This window comes from Sulfurimonas sp., assembly GCF_029027405.1.
Lineage (GTDB): Bacteria > Campylobacterota > Campylobacteria > Campylobacterales > Sulfurimonadaceae > Sulfurimonas.
In genome coordinates, this window is sequence record NZ_CP093396.1 from 2,637,559 (window position 1) to 2,650,715 (window position 13,157).

Below are 13,157 nucleotides of genomic sequence, written 5' to 3' on the forward strand. Positions count from 1 at the left end.
AAATTGGAGTTTTCTTTTTATGCTCTAAGTCGCAAATTTTTATAAAGTTTGTAAGATTTTTTTAGCAAGGCTTAAAGCTTTAGCTCTATGAGATAAACTTTTTTTAATCTCTTCATCTAATTCACCCAAAGTTTTATCGTATCCTAGTGGAATAAACATAGGGTCATATCCAAAACCACCATCACCCTTCGCCTCAGCGTGTGCCGTACCATACATCCAACCATGAACACAATATTCATAACCTTTTGTAACAATCGCTATGGCTGCTGTATAGTGAGCAGGTGAAGATTTAGCACCTTTAATTTTTATATCATTTATCAACTTATACAAATTATCTTTATCATTTGCATCTACTCCTGCATGTCTTGCACTATAGATGCCAGGCTTTCCGTCAAGGATATCTACACTTATCCCACTATCATCCGCTACAACAATTGCTTCTTCATCTCCAAGCACTTTAAAAACTGCTCTTGCTTTTATAAGTGCGTTTTCTTTGAAAGTATCTCCATCTTCAACTATTTCAAATTCTTTTATCAGTTCATTATATGCAACTACTTCATAATCTTCACATAATGCTTTTATTTCTCTTACTTTACCTTTATTAGATGTAGCTAAAACTAATTTCAATATTTTTTCCTTATACTAAATGTAATGATTTTTTATATATACTCTTGAAATTATATACTAAATTTACTAAGGCAACACATGTTTAAAAAAGTTTTTCCACTGTCTGCAATACTCTCACTTAGATTTCTAGGTCTTTTTTTAGTTTTACCTGTTATCTCCATATATGCTCTTGAACTTGAAGGCTCAACTCCTATGCTTGTTGGAGTTGTAGTTGGTGGGTACGCTTTAACTCAGGCAATCTTTCAAGTTCCTTTTGGAACAATGAGTGACAAAATAGGGCGTAAACCAACTCTTTTAGTTGGTCTTCTTATCTTTTTTGTTGGCTCACTTATCTGTGCATATTCAACTGATATATACACTCTAATGTTTGGTAGATTTCTTCAAGGTGCTGGAGCAATTGGTTCTGTTATAACTGCAATGATTTCTGATTTAGTTGAAGAAGAGATTCGTGGTAAAGCAATGGCTATCATGGGAGGCTCTATCGCTATGAGTTTTGCACTTGCTATGGGACTTGGTCCAGTTATAGGTGCTGCCTATGGTGTTGATACCCTTTTTATCATAACTGCTGTTTTATCTATCTTAGCTATCGCTATTCTTTTTACAAAAGTTCCAACACCTCCGCGTATTAAACATATTTATCACGGTGTTGTAAAAACTTCAGATATTTTAAAAGACTCAAATCTTCTAAATATGATTATAATAAACGCTATGCAAAAAGGTCTTATGACAGCTGCTTTTGTTCTTATTCCTATTATTCTTACTAGCGATGCTTTTGCTTGGGAAAAGTCTGACTTATACATGGCATATCTTCCTGCTATGGTTCTTGGTCTTATCGCTATGGGACCAGCGGCAGTATTTGGTGAAAAGTACAACAAACCAAAACAAATATTTTTAATCTCTATTGTTCTCTTCATTGGAGCTTTTTTAACTATGGGTCTTACAACAAACAGTACTATGTTCATAGTTGGTGTTTCAATGTTCTTTATAGCTTTTAATATGATGGAACCTTTAGTTCAATCAATGATAACAAAGTTTGCAAAAGTTCATCAAAAAGGTGCAGCCTTAGGTATTTCTAACTCTATCGCTTATTTTGCTACTTTTGTAGGTGGTACTTTTACAGGTTTAATGCTCGATATTAGCGATAGGCAAACCATTGGCATCTCTATTGCCGTAACTGCTACTATTTGGTTGCTATGGACTCTAAGATTACAAAATCCAATAAAACACTCGCATCTATACTTATCTCAAGATAGCGTAGATGCAACTAAACTTGAAGAATTAGAACATGAGCATATCGCAGAATGGTATATAAATGAAAATGAAAAGCTTATAGTTATTAAATATGTGACTTCCGCTATAAGTAAAGATGAGTTAAAAGCAAAAATATCTTTATAAGCTTTTAACCCTACACTCTTTTCACACTTTTTTTTTGTATCTTCTTACAAAGGGATACATTATGAATGACCTAACTATTGAATATCTTTTAAATTATGGCGAAATAACTGCTCAAAAAGATAAAAAAATTGAAATGCAATTTTTAGATGAATTTGGTGAAGGAAAAACAAATGAAGATGAAATTATTCAAAATCTCATCTTTACTTGCGAAGAGGGTGTTGATTATACAAAAATATAACAGTACTTCTTAAGGACTACTTTTGAGGAGTCACATACATATTGAAGTAACGACCTTCGAATTTTGGTGGTTTTTCCATAACACCAATATCTTCAACCATTGGCCAAACTCTTAAAAGAACTTCTTTTCCAGCTTCTGGATGTGCCATTTCACGACCTCTTAAAAATACACGGAACTTAACATGAAAACCTTTTTCTAAAAATTCTCTTGCATGTTTAACTTTATAAGCTACATCATTTTCAGCGATTTTAACAGATAATTTTATCTCTTTAACAACTATTTTTACTTGATTTTTTCTCTGCTCTTTGAGTTTTTTCTCTTCTTGGTATCTGTATTTACCATAGTCCATAATTTTTGCAACTGGTGGTTTTGCACCTGGAGCTATTAAAACTAAATCTAGTCCTAACTCATTTGCCTTACTCATAGCTTCATCAGTAGAAATAATTCCTAAAGACTCTCCTCCATCTATATTGCAACGCAGTTCATCAACACGGATATCGTCATTCATTATTACACGATCTTTTTTAGTCAAAAATTTACCTCATTTATTTTAGTTTGTATAAGCTTTAAAAATTCATCTTCGCTTAGATTGTATTGCTCTCTAGTTCTTCTATCACGAATCGCAACAGTTTTACCTTCAACCTCTTCATCACCTATGATAACAAGCATAGGAACTCTTGTTTTTTCTGCTATTCTAATTCTCTTATTTAAAGAATCGTTCTTGTTGTATATCTCACTATCGGCATTTATGTCAATAAGTTTATCTGATAGTTCCTTAGCATAAGCATTGTGCGTATCAGCTATTGGCACAATAGCAACTTGTGTTGGAGCTATAAACATTGGGAACTCCCCAGCATAATGTTCCGTTAATATACCAATAAAACGCTCAAAAGAACCTAAAATTGCTCTGTGAATCATTACTGGCTGTATTTTATCATTATTTTCGCCATTATACTCAAGTTTAAATCTTTCAGGTAGATTAAAATCTAACTGAATGGTTCCACATTGCCATTCACGACCTATGGCATCTGTGATTTTAATGTCGATTTTTGGACCATAAAATGCACCTCCACCTTCATCAATCTCATAAGCTAAAGAGTTTTTATCCATTGCATTTTTAAGTGCCTGAGTAGACACTTCCCAAGCTTCATCACTTCCAACTGCTTTTTCTGGCTTAGTTGAAATCATCATTTTATAATCAAATTCAAAAGTAGTCATAATTTTATCTACAAAATCAACAACTTCTATGATTTGTTCTTCAATCTGCTCTGTTGTACAAAAAATATGTGCATCATCTTGTGTAAACTCACGAACTCTAAATAAACCATGTAAAGCACCAGTAAATTCGTGACGATGAACTACCCCATATTCAAAATATTTTATTGGCAAATCTCTGTAAGAATGAAGCTCATTTTCATATACTTTAATATGCCCAACACAGTTCATAGGTTTAATCCCAAACTCTAATTCATCTATATTTGTGAAATACATATTTTCACCGTAGTTTTGATAATGACCTGAAGTTTTCCATAAATCACTTCTTAGCATCTCTGGTCCACGAACTGGCTCATAACCGCGTTTACGGTGTGCTTTATAAAGAAGGTTCTCTAATCTTGCACGAAGTCTCCCACCAGCAGGAAGCCAGATAGGAAAACCTGCTCCAACTTCTTCACGGAAAGTGAAAAGTTTCATCTCTGCACCAATCTTTCTATGATCACGCTTTGCAGCTTGGGCTAACATCGTCATATGAGCTTTAAGTGATTCTTTATCTGCAAATGCTATGCCATATATACGAGTTAGCATTTCGTTTTTAGAATCTCCGCCAAGATAAGCACCAGATATTTTAGTTAGTTTAAAATATCTGATAAGCCCAATAGATGGCAAATGAGGGCCGCGACAAAGGTCTTCAAACTCACCTTGTTTATAGATGCTAACTGTATCATCAGGAATTCTATCCATTACAGCCAATTTTAAATGGTCATCTTTAAACTTTTCTTTTGCTTCATCCATAGATATAGAATACTTTTCTATTTTATATTTTTTCTTAGCAAAAAAAAGCATCTGTTTTTCTATCTTTTTAAGGTCACCCTCACCTATCTCTGAGTCTGTTTTAAAGTCGTAGTAAAAACCCTCTTTTACCGTTGGTCCAACATAAAAAAGAGCATCTGGGTAGAGTGACTTAATAGCTTGAGCCATTAAGTGTGCTGTTGAGTGACGAAGAACTTTTAAAGCATCCTCTGAGTTGTCAAGATGAATCTGCTCACCTTCAAACCCAAATTCTTGGGCAGTTTGTAAATCAATAATTTCATCATTGTGTTTTATAGCGATTGCATTCACTTGTGTATAATCCTCATAATACTTTTTTGATATAATGCCTAAAAATTGCTTTAAAGCCGATTAGCTAGGGAGTTTATAATATACTCAAATCCTATCCTTTCTTGCTCTAACCTAAAATTTCCAATGTTATCAAACATATTTTTTTCTTCAACAGTAAGATTTATTAACTTCTTGCATGTCGTAGCTTTTACCTCAACACCAAAATACTCGAAGTTATCTTTTGTCTGCTTATCCATCAAAATAGAAACTGTACCTTTAAAGTAGCCTCTTACTTGTGAGAGAATAGCAAAACCATCACTATCTATATCTCCCCAATAAAAAATTTCTTTTTCGTGAAGCCATTTTACATCTCTTAAAACCTCTACACCATAGCCATTTCCAAAGATTACCATAGAGTTTTTTAATGGAGGAAAGGATAAAGTAGTTATCTTATTTTCAACTATATATATGTATTTACATGTAGGGTATAGATGCTTAAATTCATCTATATTTAGAGATATATCACTCAAGCCACCTATGGTTTGAGAACTATCTAAGATTCTAAATCTTATTGTTGGTAGTGGGTATTTTAGATAGTATTTCTTCTCAAAACCATAGTTTGAGAGTGTAGTTATATCCGTATTTACATTATCTTGATTTAGTAAAATAGTTAAAAGTTTGTCCAATATCTTTTTATACTTTTCTATAAATTTTGTATCAATATTTTTTATTGATAGTTCTCTTATATAGATATTTGGACGAGGGTTTATTATGAAAAAGTTACATACACTAAAGAGTTTATTCCAAACATCATTATAGTCTAGCACTAAAAATGGTTTTGCAAGTAGCAGTTTTTTTAAGCTAGGATATTTAGTAATAATCATCTCATAATTTTTTACAAACCGACTAAACTCATCACTTTTTTTGATAAAATCTAAAAATATATCTTTATCTTTAAACACAACAGATACAGGAAGTCTTTGTAAACCAATAGTTTTAAAATTAAACTCTTTATAAATAAGTTCTAAACTCTCTTTTTGTAAAAGGTTCAGTTCGTCTATGATGATAGAAAAACTGTATTGAAGGTCACTTTGTTTTAATCTTTTAAGCTTTATCTCTAGTGGAAAAAGTTCACTATCGTGCATAAAATCTAAAAATAACTTTCCGCTTTCATATATCTTTAAAGCTTTTGAAAAAACCTCTTTTTTATCGTAAAACTTTGCCACTTCTAGCTACTGTTTTTTCTATTTTTCACAAACTCTTCAATACTCATAGACAAAAGTGAAGAATTTCTCCCATCTTGATTATGTACAAAATGCACACTATTGACAAATGGCTCTATAATATTTATCTTTTGTTTAGGAGTTATAACTAAAAGCTGTAGATTTAATTTCTCAAAAAGTCTTAGAGCATAGCGACTACTCTCATCACTTCCTCTTCCAAAGGCTTCATCTATCATCACAAACCTAAATGAACGACTTCTTACCTCATCATGTTCTAGTCCAAACTGAAAAGCCAATGATGAAGCTAAAACTGTATATGCAAGTTTTTCTTTCTGACCACCAGATTTACCGCCACTATGTGGATAGAACTCTTTTTCACTTTCATCACTACTAAATCTCTCCATCGCAGAAAAATCAAACCAATTTCTTACATCTGTAACAAGCAAACGCCACTTTTTATCTATATCGCTATGATTTTCTCTTCCATTTAGCCTCTCTATGATAGTTTTTATCTCTAAAAATTTAGACTCATCTATAAGGTTTTCTTCATTAATAGAACCAGATATAGAATGTCTTAGACTCTCTTTAAACTCCCTTATCTCAACATTTTTTGACCTCTCTGCCATCAATTCAATATATGTTCCATCACTATACTCTATATCTCTAAGTGAGTTATTTATCTTATCTATTTTTGATTTTATCTCATCTGCTTGATGTTCTAGCTCTGTCTGAACTATTACTATATTTTGTATAGTTTTTTCACGAAACAACTCTTTAAATCTCTTTTCCCACTTAGGTAGGTCATCTTTTTTAAGATCTACTAACCTTTGCCTAAACTCATCAAGAGATTCTATAGCACTATCAAATTCCTTTGACTCCACTGCAAACTCATTTTTGTATAATCCCATCTGCTTGATGATATTTTGAGCTGAACGGGTCATTATGCCAGAGAGAGAATCTATCTGTTTTTGTATATATTCTCTTAATTTTAACTCACTGTTCTTTATATTGTTTAGGTTTAATTTTTTGACAACTATTTCCAGCCTTAATTTTTCTAAATCTTCTTTTACTAAGTTAATATTATCAGTATTTTGAACTCTTAGAATTGCCTCACCTAACTCTAACTCTTTTTGCTCCATAGAACTTTGAAGTTTACCAATATCTTCTATAAGCGTATCAAGTTTTTCTCCATCAGTTTTAAGTTTTATTGCTGTTTTTTCTATTTTATCTTGCAAAACTTTTATAATATCACTGCTCTTTTGCAACTCCTCTTTTTCGCTTAGCAAGCCCTCTATCTTCTTGGAGTATCTATACCAATCTATCTGCTCAAACTCTTTATATTTTAATATATCTCTTAGCTTATCTCTTGAGTCTTGCATCTCTAGCATCTGCTTTTGTAAAGAACTGATTTTTTGATTCATAAACTCTATCTTCTCTAGTTCTTTTTCATAATCCTCTTGAAGTTTTTGAAGTTTCGTAGCATTATTCCAACCTAAAACCCAATTTCTACTATCGTTTATGCTAAATCTATCATCTTTTTCATGTCTAGCTAGACTTGTTTTAAACTGTCCTTTTATAGTAAGTGCTTTTTTAAATCTTCTAAAATCTATAATATTATCGACACATGGTATATTAAATCGACTATCTAGCATAGCTTTTAGTGGTTCATAAAGTCCTGCTTTGGCTTTGATATTTATCTTATTAAGTAGCGAGCTTGTGCCTATCTCTACAAAACCACTCTGAGCGTTTTTTTGAACTTTCAAATATACGAGTTTACCTTTTAAGTTTGTTCTATCGACATACTCACTAACTTCATCATAGTAATCACTATCTACCAAAAGAGCTAGAGAAAAACTATGCAAAATTCTCTCTATTGCCCCTTCCCATTCTCTATCTTTTACCTCTATAAGTTCTCCAACAAATGGAAGTTTCTCTATATTTAGACCTAGTTCATTTGCTATATTTTGTCTTATTTGAGATATTTTTCTTGGAATATTTGATGGATTATTTTTCAAGTAAACTAACTCTACCTCAAGTTCACTAGCAATATCCTCATATCTTTTTGAAGCTCCTTTTGTATTTATAACCTTATCTTGAAGTGATTCATACCTGCTCTCTATTGTAGTAAACTTTTTTTGTGCTTCGGCTAGATTATTTAAAAATATATGCTCATTCGAAACAGTTCTAAGCTGTAGAGAGTTAGCTATTTCATTGTATATTTTGTTAGATTTTTTTCTTTCCTGCATAGATTGTTCATGATATTTTATATCTTTTTGTATGGATCTAAGTCTATCTCCACCATTTTGCTTTAGCTCCAAATTTAACTCTAACAAACTGTCATTAAGTTCATTTTGCATATCTTTTGCTTGTTCTTTTTGTGAAATTTTTTTACTTTTTTCTATATCTAACTCTTGAAGTTTTACCTTTAAAAGTGTTATCTTAAATAAAGCAAAATAAGCACTAAGGTTTTCTCTATATAACTCAAAACTGTTCTTAGTCTTTGCCGAGCTCTCATACTTTTTACCCTCTTTATCTATGGGGTAAAGCAACTCTATTTGCCTCTTTGCACGAAGCACTAAAGTATGCATATGATTTAACTCACTAAAATTTTTACAAAGTTCATCTATCATCGCAACCATAGTGCTAGGTTCTAGCATGTGGGAGCGAATAAACTGAGTAAGATTGCCAATAGATTTAAGTGAAACTGTTTGGTAAAAAAGATTTAGAGCCTGTTCATTTTTAATACCCATCAGCCTCCTAAAATCTTTTGAATAGTCCTTAAAGCTATCATAAACACTTAGGTGTGGGATTTTACGAATAGTTTTTTTTAGTTCTCTTATATCTTTAAAATCAAAAAAATCTTTCTTAATACTAAGAGAACTTTTAGAAACCACAAAAAATTTATGGACTTGAGAAGAGGATATATAAAAAAATTGTGCGATAGTAACTTCTTCCTCATAACCATCATTTTTAAAGTTCGCGAGTAAAACACTAAAGGTATTGGAAGCATCTCTAATTGATATAGCCTTAGCAGAGGTAAAATTATCATCTTTAGAGCTTTTGTATTCTCCTAAGATGTAAGAGTTCAAACTTCTCTCCTTACTTTCTGCTCCTGCTGCTTTGTTATATACTATTTTCTGGTGAGGAACTAAAAGAGTGGTTAAGGCATCTACTATAGTTGATTTACCTGAACCTATGTCACCCGTCAAGAGTCCATTTGACTTAGCAAGATCTAACTTAAAATACCCATCATAAGTCCCCCAGTTATAAACTTCAAATATATTAAGCCTAAAACCAGTCTTTGTATCGTCTGTAGCAAAATCAAATCTTTGTTCCATCTTAACTCTCAACCTCTCTATACTCTTGTAACTTTATATCAAGTTCATTTAACCACTGTGCATCTACAAAGGCTTTTATAGAGCGTTTTATCTCATACACTCCATCTTGATTTTTAAGGAGCCGTAAAAATCCAAGCTCTTGAACTTTTTTTATACTTGTGTCAATCTCTTTGAGTGTTTTTACCTCATTGGTTTTAGAAGGTAAAAAAAGTAAAACCATATCTTTTATCTCTTGATTAGTTACTATCGCCTTTGTATCTTCATTTTGAATATCAAAATCTGCTATCTTTTTTCTAAGTAAAACACACACAAGAGAAACTTTATAACTTAGCTCACGAGAACGAATAAGCTTAGGTAAACTCTCCTCTCCCTCTTCAAAAATCATATTTTGAAGATAGCTAAATCCCTCATTTTCATCCGTCATAACTTCAAGCCCCATAATCTCAAAGTAATCACTTATTGCCCCATAACTCCCTTCTATTAGCTCATCCCAAGCATTTTCATTATCACTTTTGTAAAACAAACCTTTTAAGAGTAGCGTTATGGCAGTTCTAGCATTTATATTCATATTTTTCCTTTTGTAAAAACTATCTTAGGCATCTTCACAACTTTTGTAACTCCATCCAAATCAATTACTTCTAATTTTACTAAAATACTCTCCTCTACAGTTGTATCTTCACTGTTTTTTGCGATGTTTACATAGCTGACTAACTCACTAATACCTTTTGAGATAGTGAACTTTTTTATGATTTGTTCTAGTGTGCATTGTGGTTGAGATTGTAGCATCTGGGCTATATTTTTTTTCAGTATTTCTTCATCTACAAAAAATAGATTATAAAAGCTATCCATCTCTATATTTATCTCTTGTGGTTTATCATTTTTTTCAAATTCTTGATGGATCTTTGGAGTGTAGAGAGATTTCTCAAAGATAGAGTCTATCTTTATATTATCACCTTTTATACTAAAAAATTCTCTTTGAGTTGGTTGCTTATCTTTGAGTAATATTGCTGATTTTTCTATGTTTTTACATAAATCTAGCACTCTTTTGTTCTCTATCCAAACTCTATCATCTATAAATCTTCTAAGTTGTTCTATAAGTTTTGCTGAAACTTTATAAATCTTATCAGCACTCTTTAGTAAAGTGTATTTTATATTTGTGAGTTTTTCATCTTTGTCCATACTTTTTATGCTCTCTATCTCATAAAGATTTTTTAATAATTTTGTAAGTTTTTCACTTCTTTTTGCATCCGTTAATAGTTGCCAAAAAGCAAAAAAACTTTTTCCTTGAGCAGAGTTTCTTATACTATCTTCTACTTCAAAGACACAATCTAAAACTCCACTCTTTGTGTCATCTCTCAAAGTAATATTTTCCATAGCAAGCTTATTCAAATCTCTAAAGTTATACTCCATCTCCGAAAAATCATACTTTAATTTTCGCACAAGTTCATCTATCTGAATATAATGCTCCTTTATCCTAGCACTATCAAATCTCAAATCTTTTTTAAGCTTTATAGCTTCTATCTGTCGGTCAATCTCATCTTTTTGTTTTTGAAGTTTTTTTATTCGTCCAATATTATCTAGCTTTGTTTCAAACTCTAAATCTTCAAGAAGCTCAAAGATGATGTTAAACTTAGACCGACTTGCTACAAACTCACTCTTTGCAAGAGATTCTATAAATTCTAAGGCTTTGTTTGTATGCGGTGTAAGTTCATAAAGAGGCTCATCTTCCTCTCCATGATATTTTCTAAGATAGGCATTTTTATCATTAGAAAAATCATCAAGATACTCTTTTGCTGTTTTTACGAATATATTGTTATATGAGTTATTTATATCATAAAGATAATCATCAAGATACTGAATAATTTGGCTATGAGGAATGACTATATAAGCCTTTTTTACAAAAACAAAGTGAAAAAAACTAAGCATAAAGGCGAAGTTATCGCTGTTTAAAAGCTTTATAGTTTGATTGGTATTTTTTAGATGTTTTAGATAATCATATTTCATCTTTATCTCTTATATGGCTCTATATGTAGAGCTATTTATTTATAATTGGGTTTTTAAAACCGCGCCGTTTGAAGCGTTTGAAACTAATAGTTGATATCTCTTAAGCCATTTAGATTTTACCTCATTTTTATAAGGTTTCCATGCAGCTTTTCTCTTTTCTAAAATATCTTCACTAACATTAAGTTGTAGTAAGTGCTTGTCCGTATCTAGTTCTATTTCATCACCATCTTCAATGAAAGCAATAAGTCCACCTTCAGCAGCTTCAGGAGAAACATGACCGATAGATGCACCTTTAGTTGCACCTGAAAAACGACCATCGGTAATAAGTGCAACACTTGAACCAAGCCCCATGCCTTGGATAAGAGCAGTAGGAGCTAGCATCTCTTGCATACCAGGACCACCTTTTGGACCCTCATAGCGAATAACTACAACATCACCAGATTTAACTTTTTTACTCATAATACCAGCTATTGCTTTTGGTTGAGAGTCAAAACATACAGCAGTTCCTTTGAACTGACGCATAGATGCATCTATACCTGCTGTTTTTACAACTGCACCCTCTAAGGCAAGGTTTCCAAATAAAATAGAAAGACCTCCAACTTGAGAATAGGCATTTTCATTTGTATGAATTACTGCCTCATCTAAAATAGTAGCATCTACTATTCTCTCTTCAAGTGTTTCACCTGAAATCATAAGAGAATCAAGATGCAAAAGTCCACTACGACGACTTACTTCTTTCATAACTGCATTTACACCGCCAGCCCTGTCAACATCATCCATATGAACAGTTGTTAATGATGGAGATATTTTAGCAATATGTGCAACTTTATCTGCTATTTTATTAATGTTTTCTATTTTATATTCTATATCTGATTCTCTGGCAATTGCTAAAAGATGAAGAACAGTATTTGAGCTTCCACCCATAGCCATGTCTACAACAAATGCATTATGAATAGCTTTTTTATCCAAAATATTTTTCATATTGTACTTAGAATTATCTTCCATTTTTGCTAACTCAACGATGCGTCTTGCAGCTTTTTTCACAAGTTCAATACGCTCAGGAGTCATTGCTAAAATAGTTCCATTACCAGGAAGTGCAATGCCCATAGCTTCACAAAGAGTATTCATAGAGTTAGCGGTGAACATGCCAGAACAGCTTCCCCCACTTGGACAAGCTTCACACTCTATTTCATAAAGTTCTTCGTCTGTCATCTTTCCTTCAGCATGTTGACCAACTGCTTCAAATGCAGTAGCAAGGTCGATTGGTGTACCATCTTTTTTATGCCCAGCAGCCATTGGACCACCCGAAACAAAAATAGTCGGAACATTAACACGCAATGCACCCATAATCATACCCGGAACAATTTTGTCACAGTTAGGGATACATATCATTGCATCTAATTGATGCGCATTCATAACTGTTTCTATGGAATCAGCAATAATCTCACGAGATGGAAGAGAGTAAAGCATACCTTCGTGTCCCATAGCAATACCATCATCAACGCCAATAGTGTTAAAGACAAATGGAACACCACCAGCTTCACGAATAGCTTCTTTTACAATTTCGCCATATTCGTGTAAGAAAAAATGCCCTGGAATGATGTCAATATAACTATTTGCTATCCCAATAAATGGTTTATCAAAATCTTCATCTTTTAATCCTGTTGCTCTAAGTAATGAACGATGTGGTGCTTTGTCAAAACCTTTTTTGATAATATCACTTCTCATAAGAATCCTTAATTTATTTCATGAAGGAAGGAAACCTTCATCTTCTTTATTACTGTGTCAGGAGTAATCCCGCCACATGCGGTTAAATTATAAATGCGATTATACCATTTTTTTTTATATTTGGTTAAAAAACTCTTTACAAACATAAATTAAACGGCTATAATTCCACTCACTTAAAAATAAGTGGCAAAAAAATGCGGGAATAGCTCAGTGGTAGAGCACGACCTTGCCAAGGTCGGGGTCGCGAGTTCGAACCTCGTTTCCCGCTCCATTTAAATTATAAACTGT

General features: G+C 32.5%; 10 protein-coding genes and 1 tRNA gene. 3 read left to right on the forward strand and 8 right to left on the reverse strand.

The window, feature by feature from the left end:
• Positions 1–39: 39 nt before the first annotated feature.
• On the reverse strand, positions 40–627 hold the full coding sequence (rdgB, locus tag MOV42_RS12895) for an RdgB/HAM1 family non-canonical purine NTP pyrophosphatase (protein ID WP_324171584.1): 588 nt from the start codon (positions 625–627) through the stop codon (positions 40–42).
• Between the two features lie 78 nt (positions 628–705).
• On the opposite strand from rdgB, the gene MOV42_RS12900 reads away from it, so the two are divergent.
• A complete protein-coding gene (locus MOV42_RS12900) occupies positions 706–2,022 on the forward strand; it encodes an MFS transporter (protein ID WP_324171585.1) in 1,317 nt (438 codons plus the stop codon).
• Positions 2,023–2,083: 61 nt separating this feature from the next.
• Positions 2,084–2,260, forward strand: a complete 177-nt coding sequence (locus MOV42_RS12905) for a hypothetical protein (protein ID WP_324171586.1) — start codon at positions 2,084–2,086, stop codon at positions 2,258–2,260.
• A gap of 16 nt (positions 2,261–2,276) precedes the next feature.
• On the opposite strand, the gene infC is transcribed toward MOV42_RS12905, so the two are convergent.
• Genes infC through ilvD form a run of 7 tightly spaced genes read right to left on the reverse strand, consistent with a single transcriptional unit; the run spans position 2,277 to position 12,869 of the window.
• Positions 2,277–2,768: a translation initiation factor IF-3 gene (gene infC / locus MOV42_RS12910; protein WP_324173032.1), complete on the reverse strand. Its 492-nt coding sequence runs from the start codon at positions 2,766–2,768 to the stop codon at positions 2,277–2,279.
• A 20-nt stretch (positions 2,769–2,788) separates the two neighbouring features.
• Entirely contained in the window at positions 2,789–4,597 is a 1,809-nt protein-coding gene (gene thrS / locus MOV42_RS12915; RefSeq protein WP_416385440.1) for a threonine--tRNA ligase, read from the reverse strand.
• Between the two features lie 50 nt (positions 4,598–4,647).
• On the reverse strand, positions 4,648–5,802 hold the full coding sequence (locus MOV42_RS12920) for a Wadjet anti-phage system protein JetD domain-containing protein (protein WP_324171587.1): 1,155 nt from the start codon (positions 5,800–5,802) through the stop codon (positions 4,648–4,650).
• Between the two features lie 2 nt (positions 5,803–5,804).
• Complete coding sequence (locus tag MOV42_RS12925; RefSeq protein ID WP_324171588.1) at positions 5,805–9,137, reverse strand: ATP-binding protein; 3,333 nt, start codon at positions 9,135–9,137, stop codon at positions 5,805–5,807.
• A 1-nt stretch (position 9,138) separates the two neighbouring features.
• Complete coding sequence (locus MOV42_RS12930) at positions 9,139–9,705, reverse strand: DUF4194 domain-containing protein (protein WP_324171589.1); 567 nt, start codon at positions 9,703–9,705, stop codon at positions 9,139–9,141.
• On the reverse strand, positions 9,702–11,141 hold the full coding sequence (locus tag MOV42_RS12935) for a DUF3375 domain-containing protein (RefSeq protein WP_324171590.1): 1,440 nt from the start codon (positions 11,139–11,141) through the stop codon (positions 9,702–9,704). The genes MOV42_RS12930 and MOV42_RS12935 overlap by 4 nt, the downstream gene beginning before the upstream one ends.
• A 39-nt stretch (positions 11,142–11,180) precedes the next feature.
• Positions 11,181–12,869: a dihydroxy-acid dehydratase gene (gene ilvD, locus MOV42_RS12940; protein ID WP_324171591.1), complete on the reverse strand. Its 1,689-nt coding sequence runs from the start codon at positions 12,867–12,869 to the stop codon at positions 11,181–11,183.
• Positions 12,870–13,065: 196 nt separating this feature from the next.
• Here ilvD and MOV42_RS12945 point away from each other — a divergent pair.
• A tRNA-Gly gene (locus MOV42_RS12945) sits at positions 13,066–13,140 on the forward strand.
• The last annotated feature ends 17 nt before the right edge of the window (positions 13,141–13,157 follow it).